We start from the raw sequence: 26,614 nt of genomic DNA, 5'->3' as shown, positions 1-26,614 counted from the left end.
TGTTATCCTATGCGAACAATTATGAAAATTGGAGGCTTTAATTGTTATGTCAGCGCAACCGCAAACAACCCAATCCGTCAAAATCGTTACCGCCGACCCCAGCGCCATCGGCTTGTTCGGACTGGCTATCGTCACCTTGGTCGCTTCTTCACAAAAGCTCGAAATTACAACAGGTCTGAGCTACTGTATTCCTTGGGCTATCTTCCTCGGAGCCTTCGCCCAGCTGTTCGCATCCATTCAGGATGCCAAGCACAATAACACCTTCGGCATGACTGCCTTCGGCGCCTATGCATTCTTCTGGTTCGGCATGGGTACAAGCTGGCTGATCAAGCTCGGTGTATTCGGTACAGTGCTGGCAGAAGGCGTTGATCCCAAGCAGCTCGGATTTGTTTTTGTCGGATATCTTGTATTTACATTATTCATGACTCTGGGTGCCGTTGAAGCAAACCGCGTGCTGCTGGTGATCTTCATCCTCATCGACTTCCTGTTCATTGGCCTGGCTATGGATTCCTTCGGCGTAGCTGCAGAATTCTTCCATAAGCTGGCTGCTGTCTCGGAAATGGCTATCGGAATCGTATCGCTTTACGGCTGCGGCGCATCTGTGCTGAATGCCCATTTCGGACGCACCTTCCTGCCGGTTGGAGCTCCGCTGCGTATCTTCAAGAAGTAGTTCCGGCTGTCCTGCGGAATTGAAAATGATATACATCTCAAGAGCAACGGATAAATACTTGTCGCCCTTAGGCTGACGGTTTTTATCCGTTTTAAATTTGTACAGCCGGTTATTACGTTTTTCCTTGCGCAAAGGCGATAAAAATGACATGCTATAGAGACACCTACGACATATCTCGACATTTTTCTGCGGTGCAGGAACTGTTATTAGGGAATACGCAATATACTGCTTTAATTTTTCGGGTATCGGAGGCAATCCATGGCTTTCATTAATAAAAAGCCTTTAACTATTATTATTGGCTTCTTAGTCGTGCTGCAGCTCTCGCTTTTCTATTATTATTCCGTGTCACTAGGCCGCGAATACCGGGCTGAAAAGGCTGACCTCGCCTCACAGGCAGTCATGCTGACCTCAAATATCGAGGAACGGGTTTCCATTGTCAAAGGCGTCAGCTCCTTCATTCAAACGGTTGGCTTCGATGCCGATCCGCTGCTGATCCATAACTATCTGGAAACGGCATACAACAATTCCAGCAATATTACGAATATCATGATTGCTCCTGACGGGCTTATCCGCTATCTCTATCCACTTGCAGGCAATACAGCCATTCTGGGCAAAAGCCTCCTGCTGGATTCCTCCCTGTCCACTCCCGGCATGATCCAAGAAACGATACGTTCCCGCGGCATTACAGTAGACGGGCCCCGCACGCTCGCCCAAGGCGGCTATGGCATGGTGATCCGGCAAGCCATTTATAATGGCAATTCCTATGAGGGCATCGTCTCTGTCACAGTCAAAATCGATAATATTGTTAATCAGCTGACCCTTGAGGACAGCAATATTTATGTGACTGCCGGGGATCACACCTTCCTTTTCGGCAATAAAACACATTCTGCTGACCCGCAGCTTACGGTTCCTGTTACGGCCTACAATCAGCACTGGCTGATGGGTATTTCCCTGCCCGCCCATAAGAAATGGCAGGTATTCCGCAGTGTGCTATGGATTGATATTGCGTGTTTGCTTGTAATTGCCTTTATTGTCTATGTGTTCTGGTATCAAAGCCGGTTCAACCATGAGCTGGAGCGGGTGGTCAGCATCCGGACCCGGGATCTGCGCATTTCCAAACGGCTGTACGAAAAGCTTGCGCATTATGACAGCCTGACGGAAATCCCGAACCGGCGGTTTTTCATGGATGAATTTGAGCGTTTGCTGCAGAGCTCGGAACCGACCCAGACCTACACCCTGTTCTTCTTCGACCTCAACCGGTTCAAGGAGATTAACGATACACTGGGTCATTCTACCGGCGACCAGGTAATCAAAATCCTGGCCGGACGGCTGAAATCGGCTGACCTGCCCTTCAAGCTGTTCGCCCGCACCGGCGGGGATGAATTCGTTATGGTCTTCCCCGATCTGCCGCCGGGGCAAATTCCGGTCATTGCGGGTGAGATCAGCCTGCTGATCTCACAGACACTGCTGATCTCCGGAGCTCATCTCAGCTTATCCACCAGCATCGGGGTCTCGCTGTACCCTGAGCATTCCCAGAAGACTGACGATCTCCTCAAATTTGCGGATATGTCGATGTATCAGGCCAAGTCACTGGAGCATACGAATTTCTTCATCTTTGACTGGGAGCTGCGCGAGAAGCTGGAGCAGAAGACCATGATTGCCAAGTATTTGCACTCTGCACTGGAGCGGGAGGAATTCGTGCTCTACTATCAGCCGCAGATCAATGCGCTTACAGGAAAAATGGTTGGCATGGAGGCGCTGATCCGCTGGAATCACCCCGAGAAGGGGCTGATCGGACCCGGAACCTTCATCAGCGCTGTAGAGGAGGCCGGACTGATGATCCAGCTTACGGACTGGGTGCTCCGCGAGGTATGCCGCCAGCTCTGTGAATGGCGCGGCATGGGCATGCCGCTGCTGCGGACTTCAATTAATATCTCGAACAGCTGGTTCTATAACCGCAATCTGATTGAGAATCTGTTCGCTGTGCTGGAACAATACGGACTGGATACGGGCGTGCTGGAATTCGAGATTACCGAGAGCACCGCATTGCTGGAGGAGCATTATCCGCTGCTGCAGCAGATGCGTGATCACGGAATCATCGTGTCCATTGATGATTTCGGCACGAAATATTCTTCCTTGAATTACCTGAAGCATTTTCCCGTAAATAAAATCAAGATTGACCGGACCTTCATCACCGGAATCGGCGTCAGCTCCATTGATGAGACCATTATCAAATCCATCGTCTTTGTGGCCTCACAGCTGGGCTATGACCTGATTGCCGAAGGGGTGGAGACGGCTGAGCAGCTTGCCTTCCTGGTGGAGCATAACTGCCCGCATATACAGGGCTTCCTGTTCTTCCCGCCGCTTCCGGCGGATGAAATCCGCAAGCTGGCTTCGTAAGACTGGTTTTGTAAATAATCCGCAGACCGTTATACTGTAGTTAACACTGATGTTAACCCGAAAGGATTTTGAGACCATGAATGGATTAACTACAGGTGAAATTGCCGGAACAGCCATCTTTGCGCTGATTCTTGCAATCCTTGCCTACCGCATCATCCGCGGCATGCCGAAGATGGCCGGAGATATCACCGCTTTCCGCAAACGGACACTGGTCTGGACCCAGGTTGCCCTGGTGCTGGCCGTACTCCAGCTGAATTTCAAGGCAGGCGACTGGCGTTTCGGAATTATTCTCGGCCTGGTTGTATTGTTCACCGGAAGCATCTGGCTGGCCGCCCGCCGCCATGACAATGCCCGGCTGGCTGATGCAGGAGGAGAGCAGCAGGACAGCTCCCGGGAAGAGTAGCATGATTCAAGTCCAACCCGCATTGCCGGGACTATAATACGTTTATTACTTAAAGCTCCCGTATGGGGGCTTTTTTTGAGTTTTCACAGACTATACCAGATGCTATCTCTTCCGGAATAAGTAAAAGACACAGCCCAGCAGGGTGAGCAGGACAGGGGGGCTGACAAGCAGCAGAAGTGAGGAACCCATTCCTTCATAAGAAGTAGTCCCGATTACAATCGGCAGCTCAAACACTCCAGACCGGGTGAGTATGAACAGCAGCAGACCAAGCCCCGCTCCCGATAAGGCTATCGGGGTGATATATCTAAAGAATGTTACTGATTTCATGATAGTTCCTCCATAATCTCTCTATTTAATAATAAGCTTAGCCCTGGTCCAGACGTCTTCTGAACATGTAGGCCACAAATAACATTGCTATACTGATCATTATATAACTCAGAACTCCCGGCGCCGCTTCCCCTCCTGCTGTCCCTATACTCAGGAAATCAATGTACGGCAATTTACTGAACGGACCCAAATACCAGATGATCAGATATATTACTTCAAAGGTACGGCCCGTCCGGGTCAATACTCCGCATGCGAGAGCCAGGCTGGGAATCAGAATAACCGCGGACGCAGTATACAACAGATGTTCTGCATCTCCTTCAAGGATCATTCTCAGAATCATCCCTCCCCCTGAAATACCGGCAAGCATTACTCCGGAGAGCCACACCGCAGTTAGCTGGCGGTAAACATAGCGCGGGCTGGAGGCTACAAGATATTCTGTCTGGTAACATGTCTCCCGGCTGCCCATTCCGGACCAGAAAGTCAACGGCCAGATCCAGACAGCAGGCCAGATCAACCATTCTGCCGAGACTGATGCTGGTACAGCAAGACAAAGAATAAACAGGCTTCCGGCAATGATTGCCCAGCCCCGTGAAGCGCTCTTCATCATCAGGCGCCACTCTGCATGTACCAGGGCCGGAAAAGAATATTTACCATCTACAGCGGGGAGTGTTGATATGCAAACGCCGGAGACAGGATTTCCGCCGAAACTATCCAGCTCAATTTCGTTGTTATCCGTAGCAGACTGCTCTTTATCCGTATTCAAATTTTTTCTTACTGCTGCATCGCCCTCCCTGAATCCATGAAACTTAAAAGCAGCTGCAGCAATGAGCAGCAGTGCTAACGGAAGCAGCAGCAACTGCTGTGACACCAGCGCCCGGGTCCAGTTCACCCCCTGCCATTCAAACAGCCGGAGCGGCTCCTCCAGTATAAGGATCCCCATTCCGTAAGATCCGGATGATTCAGGAAGATGTGTAAGCAGCTCCTTCTGCATTGCTGAAATAATGAGCTTAGGCCCAACTGCTATTACACTCGAGCCCGCAGTGAACAGCAGGTAAAGAATGAAATAGAGGACATTCCCCAGCGTTCCCCTGAGCAGACGGCATGTCTCAAACCATACGGCCAATGCAGCAACCACAAACAGGATTGGAAGTGCAAGGAACAGAAAGGGGGATACGAGCGGCCAGAATTGAACCGATGAGTCCTCTCCCCGGACCTGCTGCATAATCAGCGATGCTGCCATAACAGCCCCAACAATAGAAGACAGAACGGCGAAGTTGCTGATTGATTTCCCAAGCAGATAATACAGCTTCTTCACGGAGGAGGCGGCAATAATCTGCCCGACTCCAGTTATCTCATCCCGCCGGATGCTATTCTTAACCAGATAAAAGCCCAGCAGGGACAGCAATAAGGTGGTAGACACAGCGACTGAGCCGCCAATCCAGGCCGAATTGTAAATTCCGCGGTACCCGTCAAGATAAAGGACCGTATAACCAGCCTCTGCCGGGGGAACAAAGTAATACGCCGCCAGCACGGTTATTCCGAGTATCACCATAAACGAGTAATGTCTGATTCTTTCGAGATAATCAGCCCGGGCAATATGATAGACTGCACGGATAGCACCCATTTCAGATTTCCTCCTGCATGGCCCTGGTGTACAGGTAGGCCTCTTCAAGGGTTGGCGATACTTCTATAGCCTGTGGCAGCGGCCGGGCTTCCGAGATGATCCGGACCAGCAGCCCTGTTTGCTGCCGGATCGTCCCGCTGACAATCCACCCGGCACGCTTCTCCTGAAATTCTTCATCCGGAATGAGGACCGACCACACTTTACCTTGTACACTGCAGAGTAGCGAGACAGGATCAGAATAGGCCATGAGCCGGCCCCGGGACAGCAGGGCAACCTGATCTGCGACAGCCTCAATATCGGAAATCACGTGAGTTGAGAATAGAATTGTCCGCCCCCCGGACAATTCTGTAAGCAGACTGCGGAAACGCATCCGCTCCTCCGGGTCCAGACCTACAGTCGGTTCGTCAATAATCAGCAGGCTCGGGTCGTTCAGCAGTGCCTGGGCAATACCGATCCGCTGGCGCATCCCCCCGGAGAAGCTGCCGATGGGGCGCTTCGCGACATGCTGTAGGTTCAGTAGTTCCAGGAGTCCTGTTACACGCGCTTTTAACGTACGGCCGCCAAGACCTTTCAAAGCAGCTGCGTATTCGAGAAACTCCAGCGGATTCAAATGCGGATACACGCCAAAGTCCTGCGGCAAATATCCCAGAACCCGGCGAAGCTCATCAGGCTTCCTGTGAATATCCATACCGTTCCAGATAACCTTTCCGCTCGTCGGCCGTGAAATTGTTGCAATAATCCGCATCAGCGTTGATTTACCTGCACCGTTAGGACCTAGCAGACCTATAATGCCTGGCCTAAGCTGCAGGCTGCTCTCCCGCAGCGCCCAGACCCCTTTCTTGTATTGCTTGCTGACCTGATCTATCTCCAGCATATTCATTCCCCCCTATGGCTTTTATTGTAGGGGCCCAAAGTAACATTGGAGTAAACACCAGGCTACATTCAGCTTAATTATAGAGCGGCAGGGCTACGGTAATTACCGTACCTTCATTAAGACGGCTGGCAACACTAATATCTCCTTCGTGAGCCAGCACCAGCTGCCGCGCTATCGCCATGCCAAGTCCGGTTCCCTCCGATAAGATATCGGTAGAGGTACCTCGGTAATATTTATCGAACAACCGCTCGACGCTCTCCTCACTCATCCCGGCTCCATCATCTGCAATATCAATCTCCAGCCGGGCAGTTTGCCTGATGTGAACCTTAACACGGGTGCCGGGAGGGTTATGAAGGACCGCGTTGAGAATCAGGTTATGCAGCGCCCGCCCCAGGAGTCTTCGGTCCAGCACAGTTTCCATATGGGGCTTCGCGGCTCCGAAGATCAGGGAATACCGGCCCGCACGGGGATCGTTAGATATATCAGCTACAATCCGCCGTACAAATTCAACCAGATCGGTCCGTTCCAGCTGTATAGGAGCCTGCTGCTCATCCAGCCGGAACGACAAATTCAAATCGCCGATAAGTTCCTGCATATGATCAGCCTTCCGTTCTATTTCTGTCAGAAACAGAGTGGTTTCCTCCTTCGTCCATTCGTATTGCGGCGAGAGCATCATCGAGGAGTATCCTTTGATGTAAGTAAGCGGCGTCTTAAGATCATGGGAGATTCCGGCAACCCAGTCCATTCTCATCGCATCCAGGCGTCTCCGTTCCTGACTGCTGTTCTCCAGTACGTCAGATAGTGCCTGCAGCTGGATAATCAACTCTTTGAATAGGCGGTATGGCCGCTTTAGCCTCGCTGCTTTACCGGAATAAATCTTCCGGTCACCTGCCGGATCAGCGTATACTCCGCCCGCCAGCAGGTCGATTCTGCGGATAATATAATATAACGGCCTGCCTAATGACCAGCCTGCGAAGATCATGAAGCCAAGGAAGATCGCAGGGACACTGATTAATACCCCGAGATCCTGCTCATTCCCCTCCCGCGGCAGAATCACCTCCGTCACGAGGGCCAGCACACCACTTATAACCAGGGCTAGCAGCAGCAGGATAATTATGAGATAGATGATAAGACGAAGGCTCAGGCGTAGATTAGTCTTCATGGACTGCCACTTTCCCCGCGGGAATGAATTTGTATCCGATGCCGCGTAAATTCACTATGTATTTTGGGGCAGCGGGATCTGCCTCAAGTCTTTTCCGGAGCCGGGAGATATGAATCACCACTGTCTTCTCATCGCCTGTCAGTGCTGTTCCCCAGACCTGTTCATATAACTGCAGGGCGGTAAACACCTGGTTCGGATGCTCACACAGAAAGACAAGCAGCTCGAACTCTTTTGCCGGACAAGGGATCTCTACACCATTTACAGCCAGCACTGCCGCCTTCTTGTTAATAGTAAACAAACCGTAATCCATAAGCTGCTGGGCTGCTTCTTCAGGTATGCTGTACAGATTCTTCCGGCGCAATTGCGCCCGGATTCTGGCCACTACCTCCAGAGGATTGAACGGCTTCGTAATATAGTCATCTCCTCCAATGCCAAGGCCCATTAACTTATCATAATCACCCGAACGGGCACTCAGAAATAGGATCGGTACTGTTGTAAGCCTGCGGAGCTGCTGACACAGCCCGAACCCGTCTATATCCGGAAGCATTATATCCAGCACAATGAGATCAAATGGAGCTGCCGCAACTTTATCCAATGCTTCCTTCCCTGTACCTGCTGTTGTAATATGCTTGAAGCCTTCTCTATAAAGCAGCAGCTCCAGCATTGTTAATATCCCTTTTTCATCGTCCACCAGCAATATACGTTCATCCTGCAACCCTATCCCTGCCTTTATCCAAAATTTTGAAGAGAAAATCCTTTATGCTGTATTCGCCCTAACATTAACATATCCTTCAAACAAGATACCTCTGAGCCGCCGCACAAGCATACTTTCCCTCCCTGCAACCATACTAATGACATTCTATGGAATAATGGAGGGTTACAGGGATGGATACAAATAAAAAACTGAATTTGCTGATGTTCAGCGGGGAATATGACAAAGCGATGGCGGGACTGATTCTGGCGAATGCCGCAAGGGATATTGAGGTTGAGGTTACGATGTTCTTCTCGTTCTGGGGGCTGTTTCTGGTCCGTGATCCGGAGACAATGACACTTGAGGACAAGACCATCTATGAGAAGCTGATGGATGTCATCACACCCAAGGGGCCGGAGCAGCTGCCGCTCTCACGCATGAATTTCAGCGGTCTCGGCAAATGGATGCTGGAGGAGATGATGGAAGACAACAACGCGCCGAAGCTGATTCATTTCCTTAAGGGCGCGCGCAAAAAGAACATCAAGTTCTACGCCTGCAAGCTTTCGGTGGAGATCATGGGCTTCAAGCCGGAGGAACTGCTGCCGGAAGTGGAGATTATCGATGCCGCCGCCTATCTGCGGGATGCGCTGGAGAGCGACATCCAGCTCTTCATCTAAGCCTGCATTCCACAGGCCTGGGCTTTAACCTATTCGCGCAAGCGGCATATACTGAGGGCAGACAGAATTGACAAAGCTACTACTACCTGGAGGGATTGCCCGTGCTGAGTATCCAACGCCCCGCTGCGGCAGAGGCGCCGTCTTCACTGCAAGAGCATTTCGCGTCCTTTCGCGAGCACACCATCGGGGAGCGGCATCTGATTTCTACCCCCTATGGCAAGATACCGCTGCTGTATGCCGACTGGACTGCCAGCGGACGGCTGTATGAGCCGATTGAACGCCGGATCCAGGAAAGCTTCGGTCCTTATGTCAGCAACCCGCATACGGATTCCAATACGACAGGGCTTACCATAACCCTGGCTTATAACGAAGCACGGAGAATCATCAGACAGCATGTGAATGCCGCTTCCGGCGATGCCCTGCTCTTCTGCGGCAACGGCACTACAGGCGCGGTCAATAAGCTGCTGCGGATCATGGGCCTGAGGCTGCCGGGCTGGTTGCAGCAGGATCAGCTCTGGCCTCCAGGGGAACGCCCGGTGGTCTTCGTCACCCATATGGAGCATCATTCGAACCTCCTGCCCTGGCAGGAGGCCGTCTGCGATGTGGTCACCGTCCCTTCAGGAGCCGACGGGCAAGTAGAGCTTCCGCACCTGGAAGAGCTGCTCCGCCGCTACCGGAACCGCCGGTTCAAAATCGGCTCCTTCACTGCCTGCTCCAATGTCACTGGCCTCAAGACACCCTATCACCAGCTGGCTGCCGCCATGCACCGCCATGGCGGGTTATGCTTTGTTGATTTTGCCGCGAGTGCGCCTTATGAGCCGATAAACATGCATCCTGAATCCCCGCAGGAGAAGCTGGATGCCATCTTCTTCTCGCCGCATAAGTTCCTTGGCGGCCCCGGCACCGGCGGAGTACTGCTGTTCGATACGGCGCTAAGCACCGGCAGCCTGCCGGATGAGCCGGGCGGCGGCACAGTAGTCTGGGTCAACCGCTGGGGCGGGCGCCGTTACATAGCCGACATAGAGGTCCGTGAGGACGGCGGCACGCCCGGGTTCCTGCAGGCTATCCGGACGGCCCTGTGCATCCGGCTGAAGGAGGAGATGAACGGGCCGGGACAGTATATGGCTGTCCGGGAGCAGGAGCTGTGCCGGAAGCTGCTGGCGGGCCTTGCGCAGATTCCCGGCTGCTCCGTGCTGGCGGGCACACACACGGAGCGCCATGGCATTGTCTCCTTCACGCTGCAGGAGATCCATTACAACCTCGCCGTACGGCTGCTGAATGACCGCTTCGGCATTCAGGCCCGCGGAGGCTGCTCCTGCGCCGGACCGTACGGGCACGAGCTGCTCGGGCTTGGCCCGCAGGAATCGCGAGACTTCATCCAGGCGATTCATGCCGGGGATCAGTCGCTGAAGCCGGGCTGGGTACGGCTGTCGCTGCATCCGATCATGACAGACTCTGAAGTGGAATACCTCGTCTCCGCCGTGCAGACGCTGGTCAGCCGGATAGGAGAATGGCGGAAGGATTACCGTTACTCCCCGGCCTCCAACAGCTGGATGTATACAGGGAATGCAGGTGAAGCCGGAGAAACCGGCGCAAGCATCGGCAGATTATTTACCCTGTAACGCCTTACCGTCCGCAAGGCGCTCTTCACGCTCCCGCGCCAGCCGGGTGAATCTGGCCTCGATCGACTTCACGCCCCAGAGCGAAATCCCGATAAACAAAAGGACGTAAATGAGCTCTCCCGGATGCCGCATAAACCGCTGCACATCATTACCGATGTAGGAGACCGCGAATACCATAATGGCTTTGCCGGCGCTAAGGGCAATCAGATAGGAACGCAGCCGCATCCCGGCCAGGCCGGCAGCCATGTTGATGACTACAAACGGGCCTACCGGAAACAGGCTGAGCAGAAACACATAGCTGAACCCGCTCTGGCGGACCCAGGTCATGCTTCTCGCTACCTTGGGCCGCGCTGCCCATTTTCTCAAAAAAGGATGGCTGGCAATTTTGCGGATAATCAGGAAGGTCGTGACGCAGCCGGCAACAAGGCCGATCCAGGAATACAGGAACCCGAGCCATAACCCGTATACGGCCCCGTTAAGGCCTACTATCGCAATAGTCGGCAGCGGCGGCACGAACGATTTCAGGAAGGTCAGCAGAACACCGGGCAGCGGTCCCAGCGAGCGGTATTGCTCCAGCAGAGCCAGCAGCCGCTCCTCGGTCATCCAGGATATTGTATCTAAAAAGAACATTTCTTCAGCTCTCCTCATGTCTTGGTGTACTAACGCCCTTAAATTTAGGGTGATGAATTTCAATTATACAATACTTTGTGTCAGCCTGACGCTAAAACGTCAGGCTGACTGGACAAGCACAAGCTGGCGGAGATATGATGAAATAACCTGGTTACGGAGCCGGTATACACCCGGACAGGCTCCTGTACAATGTCAGTAAACCGCCAGCCCGAAGTGAGGTCTTCATGAAAACATTTGATTATAGCCTGCTGGCCAAAAGAACGCTCGCCCTGCTGTGTATCTGCCTGCTCGCCGCAGCGGCTTTGGTGCCGCTGCTGGATAAGTCCTCTTCTGCCTGTACCTCCCGCCAGCCCGGAGTGACCGATTTATCCGCCTGTACCTTTGATGATAATTCCGTATTCCCATTAAACGGGCAATGGGAATTCCACTGGCAGCAGCTGCTGGAAGCACAAGGCAGCCGCACTGCGGCCGCTGAATTACCTGCTTATATGGCTGTACCCGGCTCCTGGGGTCCAAAGTCTGCGGTTACCGGCTATTCCCGCTACGGCTATGCCACTTACCGTATGCTGGTCCAGCTCCCGCCGGATATTCCTGTCTATGCCCTTAAGGTAACCAATATCCGCAATGCCAGCCGGGTATTTGTGAACGGGGAGCTTCTGGGCAGCAGCGGAACACCGGGGACAAGCTCCGAAAGCACCATACCGCGTAATAACCCATACAGCTTCACTTTCAGTGCAAAGGACAATCAGGCGGAGATTCTGATTCATACCTCCAATTTCATTTATACGAACGGAGGCATCTCCGAGCCGCTCCTGATCGGAACCCCTTCCGCCATCGGAGCCCTTAACCAGCGGAACAGCACCTACGATATATTGCTTACAGCAGGCTTTGCCTTCATCGGTCTCTACCTTTTCGGACAGGGATTTCAGCGCAAAGATGACAAGGCTTCCCTTCAGCTGGCATTGTATTGCTTCACAATTGCCCTGTATATGCTGACACACAGCGAAAAGCTGCTCTTGGGCTATCTTCCTTCCCTCTCCTATGAAGGGTTCAGCAAGCTGCAGATGATATCAGGCCTGGTCGGATTCTATTTTGTTTCCAGCTACACCTATTCCTTATTTCCTGCACTTTATTCCCGTATCTTCCGGCGGATCACCTTTGTATACTCTGCAGGCTTTTGCCTGATTACACTTACTACTACTATGCGTGTATACTCCAGAGTCTCCGGCATATTGCTGTTTTTCAGTTTAATCTCTGTCATTTATACCTTCTATGTTATGGCCAAAGCAACATGGAGGCGGGAGACCGGCTCCTATTATCTGCTCATTGGGGTCATTGCCGCAATTATGTTCACACTTACTCTGACCAGCAACCTGGTTCTGGGCACAGGGTTCTATTCAGTACCGCCGGTCTCCGGACCCATCTTCATCATTGCCGAAGGATTATTCCTCTCCGCGCGCCATGCCCATGCCTATCAGACCATCAAGCAGCTCTCCCGCCAGCTCGAACGCAAGGACAGGGATAAGGATGAATTCCTGCTGAAGACATCCACCCAGCTGCGCACGCCGCTGAATGCCATTATTAATATTGCCTTATCTATGTACGAAGGGGCCGGCGGACCGCTCAGCTCGTCCCAGCGGGAGGATATGCGGCTGATTCTGGGCACCGGAAGGCGGCTGGCCTTTCTCGTCAGGGATATCCTGGATTATGAACAGATCAAGCGCCAGCGTATCACGCTGCACTGGGGCACCATTGATATCCAGGGTGTGGCCGGCATCGTTATTGAGGTCTTCCAGTTTCTGAATAAAAAAGGCGAGATCCGCATCAAGAACCATATTCCGCCGGGAACCTTCCTGGTCGAAGCGGACGAGCAGCGGCTGATGCAGATTCTCTACAATCTGCTGGATAATGCGCTGAAATTCACCGACCGCGGCAGTGTGGTGATTGAAGCGGTCCAGCAGGACGGACTCGTCTCGGTCTCTGTTACCGATACCGGACGGGGCATTCCCGAGGACCAGCTCGAAAGCATCTTCCGTGATTATGAGCAGATTAGTGAAGCTGACTCGCTGGAGACCGGAGGCCTTGGCCTCAGCCTGGCGATCAGCCGTAAGCTTGTAGAGCTGCACGGCGGCACCATCAGCGTGACCTCCGGCCTTGGCCGGGGAAGCACCTTCACCTTCACGCTGCCGTTCAAGCAGGCCGAAGCCGCCGGCATAGATGAAGCGGAGACCCCCCCGCTTCACAGCTTGCAGCAGCTCCAGCCGGAGATGCTTGATGATGCCTGGAAATACCGGTCGGTAGCTCCGCCGCAGTCTGCCGGAACAGCGGGCTTGTACGCTCCGCGCATCTTGATTGTCGATGATGATTACGCCAACCTTAAAGCATTGACTAATCTGCTGTCGCTGGAGAAGTACACCATCTCCAGCCGGCGGAGCGGCAAGGACGCACTGGCGCTGCTCGCCGAGGACCGTAATTTCGACCTCTGTATTATCGACGTCATGATGCCGGAGATGTCGGGCCTTGAGCTGTGCAGGCTGATCCGCCAGACCTACACTCCATTGGATCTGCCTATTCTGATGGCTACCGCCGGACAGCAGCTTCACTTCAACGAGGCGGCCTTCCGCGCCGGGGCAAATGACTTTATCCATAAGCCGTATGCCTGGAGCGATCTCAAGGGGCGCGTCAATACGCTTGTCCAGCTGAGACGTTCTGTCTCTGACCGGCTAAGCTCGGAGATTGCCATGCTGCGCGCACAGATCAAACCGCATTTTCTCTACAATGCCATCAATACAATTATCTGGATGAGTGCACGCGACAATGAGAAAACCCGGCATCTGCTATATGATTTGAGCCACTTCCTGCGCGGCAGCTTTGACTTCAGCAATCAGGAAACAGCCATTCCGTTCGAGAAAGAGCTGGAGCTGATCGAAGCCTATTTGTCGCTGGAGCAGGCCCGCTTCGGCAAGCGGCTTAATGTCCAGTACAATATTGAGGCGAGTGAATTCTCGCTGCCGCCGCTGATTGTACAGCCGATTGTAGAGAATGCCGTCCGGCACGGGCTGATGGAAAAAATCGGCGGCGGCACCGTCACCCTCTCTACCAGGCAGGAAAGCGATGCGATTCTTATTACCGTTTCCGACAACGGCAAAGGGATGAGCGATGAGCAGCTTGCCTCCTGGATGCAGGAGGATTACCGTTCCCCGCACGGGGAAAGCACAGGAATCGGTCTGCGGAATATTAACCGCCGGCTGCTGACACAGTTTGGCTACCCGCTGATCCTTACACATGGAGCCGGCGGCGGCGTAGATGTACTTATAACAATCCCCTGGAAGGATGAGGTCAACTGAGCATTTCTGTAATGGTTATTGATGATGAATGGCCGGCACTGGAGCAGATGCGTGAGCTGCTGCTCCAGTGTGAGGGTATTTCCTCTATACTTGTATATGACAATCCGCGTGAAGCTTTCACAGCTGCCGTAGAGCAGAAGCCGGATATTCTGTTCCTCGACATTCAGATGCCCGAGCTGTCCGGGCTGGCTTTTGCCGAGAAGCTGCTGCCCTATTCGCCGGATACGGATATCGTCTTCGTCACTGCCTACCGTAATTATGCTGTAGAGGCTTTCGAGCTGTCCGCAGTCGATTATCTGCTTAAGCCTGTTGATCCTTCACGCCTGCTGAAGACCTGGAACAAACTGCTGACGAAACGTATGCTGTCCAGCACCGCTGAAACAAGAGCAGTAACGACCTTCCGGCTGCTGGGTGATTATGAGCTGACCGGCCCGCACGGGACGGTGAAGTGGAATACACATAAGGCAGAGGAGCTGTTTGCCTATCTGTGGGTGCACAGACAAGGCAGCGTAAGCGTAATTTTGAATGATGTCTTTCCGCAGTGGAATTATGAGAAGGGCAAGCAATATCTGCACACCACCGTCTATCAGATCCGTAAAACCTTGAAGAAGGCTGCACTGGAGGAGAGCATCGAGCTGAGCTTTGACCGGGAGAACTACCGGCTGGAATCGCGCGGGATTGAAGACGATACGGAGAAATTCAATGATACCGCCACAAGGGCGCTCGGGAACAATCAGCTGGAAGATATGCGCGCAGCAGCAGCCCTGTACCAAGGCGATCTGCTCCAGTCACTGGATAGCCTCTGGGTATATTCCACACGCGATAAGTACCGCCGGCTGTACCTGAAGCTGCTGGAGAAGCTTACCCTTGGGCTGGTTCAGGCCGGACGCCCTTATGAGGCGGAGGATTATGCCGTACGCCTGACTGAGCTGGAGCCGCTGGAGGAGAGCTATGCCCTGCAGTTAATCTCCCTTTACTATGAGATCGGCAAACCTCTGCGGGCACAGCGCAAATTCACCCAATTCAGGGACTCTTACAAGGCCGAGATGGGTGACGGGCTGCCGGACTGGTTCCTTGAGGTCTATCAGCGGCTGGGGAAATAGTAGCAGGACCGCATCCTTTCTCCTACTACCAGGGAAATGCAATACTACAAAAGACGACATTCATTCACAATTCGGCGAATGTTTGTCGTCTTTTGGCTGTCTGGGTTTAGGAAAAAACTCCTGACAAAATGATTTTTCGAGGAAATATGTATGTTTTATGCAAATTATTTCGATATTTTATGCCACAGTTCGACGTTTATCAGCGTTTTATCAGTGACAATTGTTACCATTGCCTTATACAGAATGTTTCGATCACAGGATGCATCATTATAGCAATGGAGGTTGTAAGATGAGTAAATGGACCGGTTTCAAAAATGTTGTCAAACGCACCCGATTCCTGCCGCTGATGTTGTCGATGATTCGCGAAGTGACTGTAGATAATACGCCCCCTGCGATGTCTGTAGAGGTAACTACCGATAAAGCTTCCTACTTCCCGGGAGAAGAAGTGATTGTATCGGTACACTTAGGAGATTTCACACCGAGCGACCGCGGCTACAGCTATCTTAATTTTATTGTTCAATATGACAGCCAGGTCTTTGATAATTCGGAGTACCTGCAGCATTCAACTTATAAGGATGCCAACTACACCGCCGGTAATGAGGTCAATAATATCTTTCAGTTTAATTTCCAGAATCCTGTGGACGGAAGCATTCATCTCGGAATGAACACCACCATGCGCGGAATCGATATCCAGGTTGAAGCGGGCAGCAAACATAACTGCATCCCGGCAGTAGACCAGACACTGGTTACCTTCAAGCTGCGGGTCAAGGAACAGACACTCGCCTTCAACTCTTCAATTACCCTTGCTAATGAATTCACCAGAATTAGAACTTCTGACGCAGGCAACAGCTTTTATCTTTATTCACCCGATGTTACGGTGATCCCTCCTGCATCTGTTGTCATATCCCAATCACCTTCCGTTTCTGTTTTTTCGCTGGAGAAAGCCGACCGCCTGGCATAACAATTCACATCCCCTCACGGCTTGGCAGCCCGCGGTTCTTCCTGTACGATGTCTCTATACATACTTAGGAGGCGGGTGGAAGAATATGCTGCTGCAATCCGATATTATAGATGTACGCTCTACTGCTGCAGAAGACTTGGATTTTGTGCTCGCTGCGGAAAGGGACGGGCTTAACTCCCGGTATGTCGGTAAATGGAGCCGCGAACAGCATGCCGGTGCATTAAGTGATAAGGATACAGTCCATCTGATTGTTCTAAATAAAGCGGGGGAACGTGCGGGTTATGTTATCCTTACCGGACTACAGGACCCTAACCTCACGGTCTGCATCAAGCGGATTGTCATTCAGGCTAAAGGCCGCGGCTACGGAACAAGGCTGCTGGCCATGCTGAGCAGCTGGGTGTTCACATATACCGATACCCACCGGCTATGGCTTGACGTTAAAGATCATAACGCCAGGGCACAGCATGTCTATGCCAAAGCCGGCTTCAAGCCGGAGGGCACCCTGCGCGAATGCGTCCGGACAGAGGATGGATTCGATTCGCTGATGATTATGTCCATCCTGCGCCAAGAATACGGGAATGGATGAGTATTGCCACATATCCAGACAGCCGCACAGCCAGCCGGTTAGACGAGACTTTGGGCCTGCCGGCTGTTTTTTTATGCTTACTCACACAAATACCCCGGCAGCCGTTACCTGACTCCCGGGACGCTCGTTCTCTATTCGTTATGTTAGATGACGTAAGACTCTCCGCTCGGAGCGGCAGACTTGCTGCCGCCCAGCATCAGCGTGGTCACATGTTTACGCGCATCCGCCGTCAGCAGCTGCAGTTCAACCGGAGCTCCGCCCGGCTCAAGGTGCCGGAATCTGACTGTGGTACCGTCCAGATCTTCAATAATCCGTATAACCCTGTATCCCCGGCTGATGAGCCCGTCAATTTCCTGCCGCTCTTTATCAAACTCCCCGAAAGCCGACATCCTAGATCACCCCTCCGCTGATTTCCGCCTTGGCCGGACGGGGCGCTTCCGCCTCGAAGCGCTTGCGGTGCAGATACTTACCCGCACCTGCCGTGCCGACAAATGCCTTGTCGCGGATCACGAACTCACCGCGGCTGAGTACAGACACCGGCTCACCCTTAACTTCCAGGCCTTCAAACGGATTATAGTCCACATTCATATGGTGAGCCGCTGCAGACAGTGTTCTTTCTGCAGCCGGATCGAAGATTACGATATCCGCATCACTGCCCACGGCAATCGTACCTTTTTGCGGGAACAGTCCAAACAGCTTCGCACTGGAGGTCGCGATAATATCGACGAATTTGTTCAAGGAAATCCGGCCCTTCTGCACACCTTCGGAGAAGAGGACGCTGAACCGGTCTTCTATGGTCGGCCCGCCATTCGGAATTTTGGAGAAATCACCCAGCCCGAGATCTTTCTGTCCCTTGAAGTTAAAGGAACACTGGTCGGAGCCGATCGTCTGCAATGTTCCGCTCCAGAGAGCATCCCACAGCACGTCCTGATTCCACTGTTCGCGCAGCGGCGGGGACCACACATACTTGGCACCTTCGAAGTCAGGCTTCTCAAGTGCCGACTGATCCAGCACCAGATACTGCGGGCAGGTCTCTCCGTAGACACGCAGCCCTTTCTTGCGCGCTTCGGCAATCTTCCAGGCGGCTTCGGCACAGGTCACATGCACTACATAGAGCTGGGAATCGGCCAATCCGGTCAAATATGCAGCCCGGCCGGTAGCTTCACCCTCAAGCTCAGGGGGACGGGTCAGCGCATGATAGATCGGATCTGTATTGCCGGCGGCCAGCGCCTGATCAACCAGATACTCGATGACATCGCCGTTCTCGGCATGCACCATAACAAGCGCCCCTTCGCGCTTAGCCGCCTGCAGCGTCTTGTATAATACGCCATCATCAGCCTGGAAGGTGTTCTTGTAGGCCATGAACACCTTCAGTGAGGTGATGCCTTCATTCTCAATAATCTGCGGCAGCTCGCCGAGCACTTTGTCGTTCAGCTCTGAAACCATCAGATGAAAGCTGTAATCGATGACCGCCTTATCCTGCGATTTGTTATGCCAGATGTCAACGGCCTGCTGCAGCGGCTGCCCCTTGGTGGTCAGGCAGAAATCGATAACCGTCGTCGTCCCGCCGAAAGCGGCAGCAATTGTACCGGTCTCGAAATCATCGGCAGTCACCGTACCGCCGAAGGGCATATCCAGATGGGTATGCGGGTCAATCCCTCCCGGAAATACATAGCAGCCGGCAGCGTCGACAAGCTCTGCTCCCTGCGCATCCAGACCCAGGCCGATTCCGGTAATCATCCCGTCTTCGATCAGCACATCCCCAGTATAAGTATCTGCTGCCGTCACGATAACCCCGTTCTTGATGAGCTTCTTCACCTTAGACCACCTCCGCTTCAGAATAAGCACCGTTAACTCCGCTGATTACCTGATTACGCTGATTCCAGGTCAGCGGAGCCGCTCCGCTGTCCAGCGCAACCATATCAATCGCCCCGTCCGCCGGGCAGACAATCGAACACAGATTGCAGCCCACACAGTCTTCCTCACGCACCTCCAGAATAGCCTTGCCTTCAGCATTAGTAAGCATATCTATACATTGATGCGAGGCGTCCTCACAGGCAATATGGCATTTATTGCAGTTGATGCAGTTATCATTATTGATCCGCGCAACCACCTTATAGTTAAGATCGAGATCACCCCAGTTGGAATACTTGGGCACAGATTTCCCGACCAGCTCCATCACGGAAGCCAGACCTTTCTCATCCAGATAATTGTTCAGACCGTCAATCATCTCCCCGACAATCCGGAAGCCATGGTGCATTACCGCCGTACAGACCTGAATCCCGGTAGAGCCCATCAGCATGAACTCAACGACATCCTGCCAGGTGGAGATGCCGCCAATGCCGGAGATCGGTACGCCGACCGCACGGTCACGGGCACATTCCGCCACCATGCTAAGGGCAATCGGCTTCACCGCAGGACCGCAATAGCCGCCATGTGCGCCTTGGCCGCCGACATTAGGAATCGTGTTCCAGCTGTGGATATCCACTCCGGCCAGACTGTTGATCGTATTGATCAGGCTGATTGCGTCGGCGCCGCCTTTAACCGCATGCCGGGCAACAACCGTGATGTCGGTAATATTCGGCGTCAGCTTCACAATCACCGGAGTCGTCGCCACTTCCTTGACCCAGGTTGTCTGTGCCTGCACCAGATCCGGCTGCTGGCCGGAGGCTGCGCCCATTCCGCGTTCAGCCATCCCGTGCGGACAGCCGAAATTCAGCTCCAGGCCGTCTACACCGATAGCTTCAACACGCTTGACGATTTCATGCCACTTCTCCCGCTTCGGCTCAACCATCAGCGAGGCAATGATGGTATGGTCCGGGAATCTTTTCTTCGTCTCATAGATTTCCTTCAGGTTAACCTCCAGCGGACGGTCGGTAATCAGTTCAATATTGTTGAACCCGGCGACCCGCTGCCCGCCAAAATGAACGGCAGCAAACCGCGCAGAGGTATTGATAACCGGCTCGCCCAGCGTCTTCCACACCGCGCCGCCCCAGCCCGCTTCGAAGGCACGCTGTACTTGATAGCCTGTATTGGTCGGCGGCGCAGAGGCCAGCCAGAACGGATTAGGTGACTTGATCCCCGCAAAATCAATACTCAGATCTGCCATTGATATACCTCCCTGTCATATGAAGTCCGCCCGGAACAGCCGGGCTTGTCGTATGCAACACTAGTCCATGCACAGAATTTATACAGCAGAGCGGGCAGCAAGATCCTGAAGGCCCGGCATTTGCTTCATAATTGCATAAGCGGCATCTTTACCCTGCTGGGCAGCGGAGACAACCATCGCCTCGCCTGAGCCTGCACCAAAGACAATATCCCCGGCAGCATAGATCTGCGGATCAGAGGTACGGCCGGTCTTCCCGTCAATCTTCACCACACCCCGGTTATGCTCAATACCCAGGGCTTCAATGAGGTCAATCCGCCGTTTCTGTCCGATGGCTATGACCACTGCATCCACCGGCAGCAGGAATTCCGAGCCTTCCACCGGCACAGGAGCAAGGCGTCCGTCAGAGCCGGTCTCGCCGGTCAGCTTCATCTGTACACATTCCAGCGCCGTGACATTGCCGAGCTCATCGCCGATAATCCGCTTCGGCAGGGTCAGCCAGCTGAATTCTACCCCCTCCTGCTTGGCGAATTCATATTCAAAGTCATACGCCGTCATCTCTCCGCGGGTCCGGCGGTAGACCATCCTCACATTCGCGGCACCGAGCCGCACTGAGCAGGTTGCCGCATCTATTGCCGTATTGCCGGCACCGATGACTGCAACACGCTGGCCCATCAGCTCCAGAGCCGGAATCCCCGTCTTCGTAGTTTCCACTAATTCGATCGCATCGTAGACACCGGACAGCTTCTCACCCTCAATACCCAGCGGAGGCACATACCCCATACCGGCAGCCAGCACAATAGCATCGTAATCTGATTTCAGTTCTTCTACCGAAACGTCCACACCCACCTTTGTTCCGGTGCGGATCTCCACACCCAGCTTCTCCACCTGTTCTACTTCCCAGAGCGAAACAGACTGCGGAAGCCGGAAGGATACGATTCCGTGTGTGTCGAGGCCGCCAGCCAGCTGCTTCGCCTCATAGACCACAACCCGGAAGCCTTCGCGCGCCAGCTCCCTTGCCGCCGATAAGCCTGCCGGTCCGCTGCCGATGACTGCGATTCTTTTACCGTTAGGAATACCCGCCTTGAATAATTGAGCTCCGCTGTTAATTGCCCAGTCGGTAGCGTAGCGCTGCAGCAGACCGATCTGAATCGGGGCGGAAGCATCATTCAGCACGCAGGCCCCTTCGCACAGCTCCTCGGTAGGACAGACACGGGCGCAGCTGGCGCCGACAGGATTGGCGTCCATGATGGCCATCGCTGAACCCTTCAGATTGTCAGTGGCGATTCTTTTAATGAAGGAGGGGATATTAATGCTGGTCGGACAGGCCTTAATACAAGGGGCATCGTAACAGTACAGGCAGCGGTTGGATTCCTCCATTGCACCTTTGCGGGTTAACCCCGGCTCAGCCTCGGCAAAATTACGCATGAACAGTTCAGGTGTAAATGTGGTTAACGGTGAACCTTGCTCCATCGGTTATCCCTCCTCTGTATGAGTAGCTTCCGCATCTGAATCAGGTTTGTGTTATATAATATAACATTATTACGATGATTGCCTTAATATTTTACTTACTATTACGGATTATTGTAGTAAAATGATCTTTAAAGCAATATCAGTTCTGATTCCATTTCCACTTAAGTTATGTTTCCTGACATATTATATTCAAACTATAGTCAATTCCATATTTCGTTACATTAGACAAATTGTCTAATTTCAAAAGTCTATTTTTTACCTGTGAGATTAGCCCGTAAATGGGGAGAGCGTCAAAGATACGTTCATGACATCCGCAAATGAGGGGGAAGGCATATGGATTGGGAACTTGTATTTACGATCTCGGGCGCGCTTAAGAGACCGTTGTTCGCAGAGGCCGAGCTGGTCGGAGGGAGAACCGGCCTGAACCGGGCAGTCCGCTGGGTGCATGTGCTGGAGAGTCCGAGCTTCGAGAGCCTTATTCATGGCGAAGAGATGATTTTGACTACCGGAATGGGTGCAAGCGCTGATCTGGACGCAGCCCTGTCCTTCATGCAGAATCTGATTGATAAGAACGCCGCTTGCCTGTGTATTGAGCTGGGAGCTTACTTCAGCACCATTCCGCAAGAGATGATTGATCTCGCTAACCGTCACGACTTCCCGCTGATCCAGTTTACCCGCACCGTACGATTCGTCGACATCACCCTTGACCTGCATTCCCTCATCATCAACCGCCATCACCGTATGCTGCAGGAGCTCGAGAGCATCTCCCGCGAATTCCACCGGCTCACACTGACTTCCCAAGGCACCCTTAAGGTCCTTCAGCTTTTATGTAAAAGCACGCGCACGCAAATTGTTTATATGCAGCTGCAGGGCAAACCGCTGTTCTTCCCGGCGCTTGCGCCCGAGGAGCAGGCCCCGCTGCTCAGCTTCTTCACAGCCTTCAGAGAAGAGATGGAGGGCGCACAGCCCGACGCAGCTCCCCATATCCGCGAATATGGCCATAAATCCATTGTCTTGAAGCCGGTTGGCGCGCTGGATCAGACCTGGGCTTATATTCTGATGGTCTGCAATCACAAGCCGCAGGAATTCGACTGCCTGCTGCTCGACTCAGCCTCCCTGTCGATTGCCCAGGAGCTGCTGCGTACGCGTTATATGGAGGAGCGCAAGCTTTTCTCCGAGAACCTGTGGGTGGATGAACTCGTAGGCGGACGCAGCCAGGACGACTCCCGGCTCAAGGGGCTGGTCGGTCCTGACTTCAACACAGTCAACGAGCTGCCGTACCGGGTCTGCCTGATTGAAATCGAGAACCCGCGTGACGTGAAATGGAACAGCTCAGAGAACGACTGGGAATCAATCACCTTCCATCTGTCCCTCATCCTGCGCTCCATCTTCGAGAAGTATTCCCTCCGGCCGCTGATTACCCTGAAGAACAACCGGCTGACCGTCATCGCACTGGATATCCAGTCCAAGCTGCCCGGCAAGCTGCGCCTGCAGCAGGCGCTGGGCTCCCTGCAGCATATCCGCTCGGATGAGAAGCTGAAGGACCTGCAGCTCGTCATCGGAGTCAGCAAGTCCCACAAAGGCCTGAAGCATGCCCACGCCGGTTATCAGGAAGCCGTACAAGCGCTGTCTCTCTATACCTGCTACCAGAAATCCATCCTGTTCTACGAAGAGCTCGGAGTCTTTCAGCTGCTGCTGAATCTGAACGACGGCAAGACACTGGAAAATTTCATCCGCAGCTATATCGGCCCGCTGATTGACCATGACGAAGCCAAGGGCAGCGAGCTGATGCTGACACTTCGCGTATATCTCGACCATGACGGCTCGAAGCAGATCGCTGCGCGGAACCTGTTCATTGTCCGGCAGTCGCTCTACTACCGGCTGGACAAAATCACCGAACTGCTGGGTGAAGACTTCATGCTGCCGGAGAACCGGATCTCCATCCAGGTCGCCCTGCGTGCCTACCAGTTCCTCTACCCGGAGAAATTCACCCTGCCCAGCCCCCGTTCAGCACAGCTGTGAACGTATCAATGATAAACTGAATATCCTCATCGGTGGACGATAACGGCGGAGCGAAGGTCAATACGTTATTGAAGCCTGCTACGGTATCCCCGTTCTTGCCGATGATCAGCCCTTTTGACTTACATTCGGCAATAATACCCTTGACGATGCTGAGCCCGGCAGGCTGCCTGGTAACTTTGTCCGCCACCAGCTCAATGCCGGTAATTAGCCCGAAGCTGCGGATGTCGCCGACCAGCCTGTGATCCAGGAGAGCAGCGAATCCGTCTGCCAGCCTGCGGCCCAGAAGCTCCGCACGTTCCACCAGCTTCTCCTGCTCCAGAATCTCCAGATTACGCAGCGCGAGCGCACAAGCCGCCGGGTTGCCGCCAAAAGTATTCACATGGCGGAAATGGCCGTATTCATCGCTGTTGTCCTTGAAGGCTTCATAGATATCCTTGCGCACCGCCGTGGCCGACAGCGGCAGATAGGCGCTCGTCAGCCCCTTCGCCATCGTGACAATATCCGGCTTGACCCCATAATTATGATGACCGAACTTACGGCCGGAGCGCCCGAAGCCGCAGATGACCTCGTCGATGATCAGCAGCACCCCATGCGCGCGGCAAATCTCCTGAACCCGGTCCATATAGACCTGATGCGGCACAATGACGCCGCCGCCGGTAATGACCGGCTCCATAATGACCGCCGCGACGGACTCTACACCTTCCCAGATGATCATGTCCTCAATCGCCTGGGCGCACTGGAGGTTGAATGCCTCTTCCGTCATCCCCTCAGGGCGGCGGTAGCTGTCCGGCGGGGCCACATGCAGGAACCCGCCGCTGAGCGGCTCATATTTGTATTTGCGCTGCGCCTGTCCGGTCGCCGCAAGGGAGCCCATCGAGCTTCCGTGATACCCGCGGTAGCGGGCTATGAATTTATGGCGGTACGGCTGGCCGGTCTGCTGCTGGTACTGGCGGGCAATCTTAAAGGCAGCTTCATTCGCTTCCGAGCCGCTGTTGGAGAAGAAGATGACATAGTCATCCTCCAGCCATTCATTCAGCTTCTCCGCCAGGGCGATAGCTGGCATATGACTCTGTGTCAGCGGGAAATACGGCAGGGCCAGCAGCTGCTGGTAGGCCGCTTCCGCCAGCTCTTTGCGCCCGTAACCGGCATTCACGCACCACAGCCCGGACATCCCGTCCAGAAACTTATTGCCGTCGATATCCGTAACCCACGAACCGCTTGCAGAAGCAGCGATCATAGGCGGATTCTGTTCACTGTAAGGCGTGATATTATGCCATAAATATTGCTGATCCTTCTTCAGCAGCTGCTCGCTTTCTTTGCCCAGACTCTGCACGGCACTCTCTCCTCCCGGAAAACCCATTTGATGTTTGAGTTTGTTTCATAAGTCATAAGTCAATAACGTGCCGTAACCATTTTCTTGCGGGTATAGAATTCAACGCCGTCCCTTCCATTAGCATGCAAATCCCCATAGAATGACTTCTTATAGCCCGAGAACGGGAAGAAGGCCATCGGCGCAGGTACGCCCAAGTTAACCCCCAGCATTCCGGCATCAATCTCCTCGCGGAACTCACGGATGGCTTTGGCGCTGTCGGTATAGATACAGGCCCCGTTGGCAAAGGGCGACTGATTCGTAACCGCTATCGCCTCGGCCAGATCCCTAACGCGGACGATGGACAGCAGCGGTGCGAAGATCTCATCCTGCCAGATCGTCATGCCCGGCGTCACATGGTCAAAGATCGTCGGTCCGAGGAAATATCCGGCCCCCGCCGCTGCAGCGTCCTTCCTGCCGTCACGCACCAGCACCGCCTTCTCAGCCAGCCCGGCCTCAATGTAGGCTATCGTCCGCTCCTTGTTCGATTGGCGGATTACCGGGCCGAGGAACACGCCTTCCTCCTTGCCGTCGCCGATCTTCAGGCCGTCGGCCGCTGCGGCCAGCCGGCCTACCAGTTCATCGGCGACCGCTTCATGCACAGCGACCACAGCACAGGCCATGCAGCGTTCTCCGGCGGAACCGAAGGCGGCGGAAATAATATTTTTCACCGCATTGTCGAGATCCGCACCCGGCAGTACAATCGAATGATTCTTGGCTCCGGCCAGCGCCTGAACCCGCTTGCCGTGCGCCGTGCCGTGTCTGTATACATATTCCGCCACCGGCTGCGAGCCGACGAACGAAACCGCCTTCACCTCTTCATGCTCAAGCAAGCCATTCACTACCTCACGAGCTCCATGTACCACATTCAGCACTCCCGGCGGGAAGCCCGCCTCCGCGAACAGCTCCGCCAGCCGGTTCACCAGGAGCGGCGTCCGTTCAGACGGCTTCAGCACAAAGGTATTGCCGCAGGCAATGGCCAGCGGGAACATCCAGCAGGGCACCATCATCGGGAAATTGAACGGGGCGATGCCGCCGATTACGCCGAGCGGGTAGCGGTACATCCCGGACTCCACGCCTGTCGCAATATCCGGCAGCTGGCTGCCCATCATCAGCGTCGGAATGCCAGCGGCGAATTCCACACATTCAATACCGCGCTGCACTTCACCCAGTGCTTCATCCAGGCTTTTGCCGTTCTCCAGTGTAATCAGCTCCGCCAGCTCATTCCAGTGCTGCACCAGCAGCTGCTGGTACTGGAAGAAGTAGCGGGCCCGGCGCGGAACGGCCACTCTTTTCCAAGACATATAGGCCTTTGAAGCCGCCTGGACGGCCACCTCCAGCTCTGCACGGCTGGAGATCGGCACGTACGCAATCACTTCACCTGTCGCCGGATTGAACACCTCCTCTTCAGTTCCGGAGGCAGATTCTATCCAAGCACCCTCCACATAGTTCTTCACTTTCACGGCCTGACCTGCAAGCAGAGACATCGTCTGCACCTCTTTCCATATTCTGGAATGCTTATGATAATAGATGACCGCCAGTTCCGGGCGGCCATCTATTATTGCTA

22 protein-coding genes are annotated in these 26,614 nt (G+C 53.8%); 10 read left to right on the top strand and 12 right to left on the bottom strand.

Annotation, left to right across the window (positions count from 1 at the left end):
• Window positions 1–46 precede the first annotated feature (46 nt).
• The 3 genes from LOS79_RS26690 (at window position 47) to LOS79_RS26680 (ending at window position 3,473) form a co-directional block, all read left to right on the top strand.
• A complete protein-coding gene (locus tag LOS79_RS26690; protein WP_315413655.1) occupies window positions 47–670 on the top strand; it encodes an acetate uptake transporter in 624 nt (207 codons plus the stop codon).
• A 258-nt stretch (window positions 671–928) separates the two neighbouring features.
• Window positions 929–3,070: a bifunctional diguanylate cyclase/phosphodiesterase gene (locus LOS79_RS26685; protein ID WP_315413653.1), complete on the top strand. Its 2,142-nt coding sequence runs from the start codon at window positions 929–931 to the stop codon at window positions 3,068–3,070.
• Window positions 3,071–3,146: 76 nt separating this feature from the next.
• Complete coding sequence (locus tag LOS79_RS26680; RefSeq protein WP_315413651.1) at window positions 3,147–3,473, top strand: hypothetical protein; 327 nt, start codon at window positions 3,147–3,149, stop codon at window positions 3,471–3,473.
• A gap of 102 nt (window positions 3,474–3,575) precedes the next feature.
• Here the strand turns inward: LOS79_RS26680 and LOS79_RS26675 are convergent, their stop codons facing one another.
• The 5 genes from LOS79_RS26675 to LOS79_RS26655 form a co-directional block, all read right to left on the bottom strand.
• A complete protein-coding gene (locus LOS79_RS26675) occupies window positions 3,576–3,800 on the bottom strand; it encodes a hypothetical protein (RefSeq protein ID WP_315413649.1) in 225 nt (74 codons plus the stop codon).
• A gap of 37 nt (window positions 3,801–3,837) precedes the next feature.
• Window positions 3,838–5,424 carry a Tat pathway signal protein gene (locus LOS79_RS26670; protein WP_315413647.1) on the bottom strand — a complete coding sequence of 529 codons (1,587 nt, stop codon included), beginning with the start codon at window positions 5,422–5,424 and terminating at the stop codon, window positions 3,838–3,840.
• A 1-nt stretch (window position 5,425) separates the two neighbouring features.
• A complete protein-coding gene (locus LOS79_RS26665; protein WP_397386695.1) occupies window positions 5,426–6,298 on the bottom strand; it encodes an ABC transporter ATP-binding protein in 873 nt (290 codons plus the stop codon).
• A gap of 73 nt (window positions 6,299–6,371) precedes the next feature.
• On the bottom strand, window positions 6,372–7,460 hold the full coding sequence (locus tag LOS79_RS26660; RefSeq protein ID WP_315413645.1) for a sensor histidine kinase: 1,089 nt from the start codon (window positions 7,458–7,460) through the stop codon (window positions 6,372–6,374).
• The gene (locus LOS79_RS26655; RefSeq protein WP_315413644.1) at window positions 7,450–8,175 is read right to left on the bottom strand and encodes a response regulator transcription factor; all 726 of its coding nucleotides are present in this window, start codon (window positions 8,173–8,175) and stop codon (window positions 7,450–7,452) included. Before LOS79_RS26655 ends, LOS79_RS26660 begins: the two co-directional genes overlap by 11 nt.
• 170 nt (window positions 8,176–8,345) lie before the next feature.
• Between LOS79_RS26655 and LOS79_RS26650 the strand changes: the two genes are divergently transcribed.
• Both LOS79_RS26650 and LOS79_RS26645 read left to right on the top strand, forming a co-directional pair.
• Complete coding sequence (locus LOS79_RS26650) at window positions 8,346–8,828, top strand: DsrE/DsrF/DrsH-like family protein (RefSeq protein WP_315413643.1); 483 nt, start codon at window positions 8,346–8,348, stop codon at window positions 8,826–8,828.
• Window positions 8,829–8,929: 101 nt separating this feature from the next.
• The gene (locus tag LOS79_RS26645) at window positions 8,930–10,450 is read left to right on the top strand and encodes an aminotransferase class V-fold PLP-dependent enzyme (protein WP_315413642.1); all 1,521 of its coding nucleotides are present in this window, start codon (window positions 8,930–8,932) and stop codon (window positions 10,448–10,450) included.
• Here LOS79_RS26645 and LOS79_RS26640 read toward each other — a convergent pair.
• On the bottom strand, window positions 10,436–11,080 hold the full coding sequence (locus tag LOS79_RS26640) for a TVP38/TMEM64 family protein (protein WP_315413640.1): 645 nt from the start codon (window positions 11,078–11,080) through the stop codon (window positions 10,436–10,438). The two genes, LOS79_RS26645 and LOS79_RS26640, sit on opposite strands and share 15 nt — an antisense overlap.
• A 224-nt stretch (window positions 11,081–11,304) precedes the next feature.
• Between LOS79_RS26640 and LOS79_RS26635 the strand changes: the two genes are divergently transcribed.
• From LOS79_RS26635 to LOS79_RS26620, 4 genes are all read left to right on the top strand, one after another.
• On the top strand, window positions 11,305–14,427 hold the full coding sequence (locus LOS79_RS26635) for an ATP-binding protein (RefSeq protein ID WP_315413638.1): 3,123 nt from the start codon (window positions 11,305–11,307) through the stop codon (window positions 14,425–14,427).
• A gap of 11 nt (window positions 14,428–14,438) precedes the next feature.
• Window positions 14,439–15,530 carry a response regulator gene (locus tag LOS79_RS26630; protein ID WP_315413636.1) on the top strand — a complete coding sequence of 364 codons (1,092 nt, stop codon included), beginning with the start codon at window positions 14,439–14,441 and terminating at the stop codon, window positions 15,528–15,530.
• A 289-nt stretch (window positions 15,531–15,819) separates the two neighbouring features.
• The gene (locus LOS79_RS26625; RefSeq protein WP_315413634.1) at window positions 15,820–16,491 is read left to right on the top strand and encodes a hypothetical protein; all 672 of its coding nucleotides are present in this window, start codon (window positions 15,820–15,822) and stop codon (window positions 16,489–16,491) included.
• 85 nt (window positions 16,492–16,576) lie between these two features.
• The gene (locus tag LOS79_RS26620) at window positions 16,577–17,077 is read left to right on the top strand and encodes a GNAT family N-acetyltransferase (protein WP_315413633.1); all 501 of its coding nucleotides are present in this window, start codon (window positions 16,577–16,579) and stop codon (window positions 17,075–17,077) included.
• 143 nt (window positions 17,078–17,220) lie between these two features.
• On the opposite strand, the gene LOS79_RS26615 is transcribed toward LOS79_RS26620, so the two are convergent.
• The 4 genes from LOS79_RS26615 to LOS79_RS26600 form a co-directional block, all read right to left on the bottom strand.
• Window positions 17,221–17,466, bottom strand: coding sequence for a hypothetical protein (locus tag LOS79_RS26615; RefSeq protein WP_315413632.1), 246 nt, complete (start codon window positions 17,464–17,466; stop codon window positions 17,221–17,223).
• A 1-nt stretch (window position 17,467) separates the two neighbouring features.
• The gene (gene hydA, locus LOS79_RS26610; protein WP_315413631.1) at window positions 17,468–18,895 is read right to left on the bottom strand and encodes a dihydropyrimidinase; all 1,428 of its coding nucleotides are present in this window, start codon (window positions 18,893–18,895) and stop codon (window positions 17,468–17,470) included.
• Between the two features lies 1 nt (window position 18,896).
• The gene (gene preA / locus LOS79_RS26605; protein WP_315413630.1) at window positions 18,897–20,186 is read right to left on the bottom strand and encodes an NAD-dependent dihydropyrimidine dehydrogenase subunit PreA; all 1,290 of its coding nucleotides are present in this window, start codon (window positions 20,184–20,186) and stop codon (window positions 18,897–18,899) included.
• A gap of 78 nt (window positions 20,187–20,264) precedes the next feature.
• The gene (locus LOS79_RS26600; protein WP_315413629.1) at window positions 20,265–21,656 is read right to left on the bottom strand and encodes an NAD(P)-dependent oxidoreductase; all 1,392 of its coding nucleotides are present in this window, start codon (window positions 21,654–21,656) and stop codon (window positions 20,265–20,267) included.
• A gap of 333 nt (window positions 21,657–21,989) precedes the next feature.
• Between LOS79_RS26600 and LOS79_RS26595 the strand changes: the two genes are divergently transcribed.
• A complete protein-coding gene (locus tag LOS79_RS26595) occupies window positions 21,990–23,678 on the top strand; it encodes a PucR family transcriptional regulator (RefSeq protein ID WP_315413628.1) in 1,689 nt (562 codons plus the stop codon).
• Here LOS79_RS26595 and LOS79_RS26590 read toward each other — a convergent pair.
• Window positions 23,644–25,038 (bottom strand): aspartate aminotransferase family protein, encoded by a 1,395-nt coding sequence (locus LOS79_RS26590; protein ID WP_315413627.1) that lies wholly within the window; start codon window positions 25,036–25,038, stop codon window positions 23,644–23,646. The genes LOS79_RS26595 and LOS79_RS26590 overlap by 35 nt on opposite strands.
• 32 nt (window positions 25,039–25,070) lie before the next feature.
• Window positions 25,071–26,534, bottom strand: a complete 1,464-nt coding sequence (locus tag LOS79_RS26585; protein ID WP_315413626.1) for a CoA-acylating methylmalonate-semialdehyde dehydrogenase — start codon at window positions 26,532–26,534, stop codon at window positions 25,071–25,073.
• Window positions 26,535–26,614 lie beyond the last annotated feature (80 nt).

Origin of the sequence: Paenibacillus sp. MMS20-IR301, from assembly GCF_032302195.1 — a bacterium.
Taxonomy (GTDB): Bacteria; Bacillota; Bacilli; order Paenibacillales; family Paenibacillaceae; genus Paenibacillus_AQ.
Note: the sequence above shows the minus strand (reverse complement) of the source record. Positions and strands in the feature narration are given on the sequence as shown.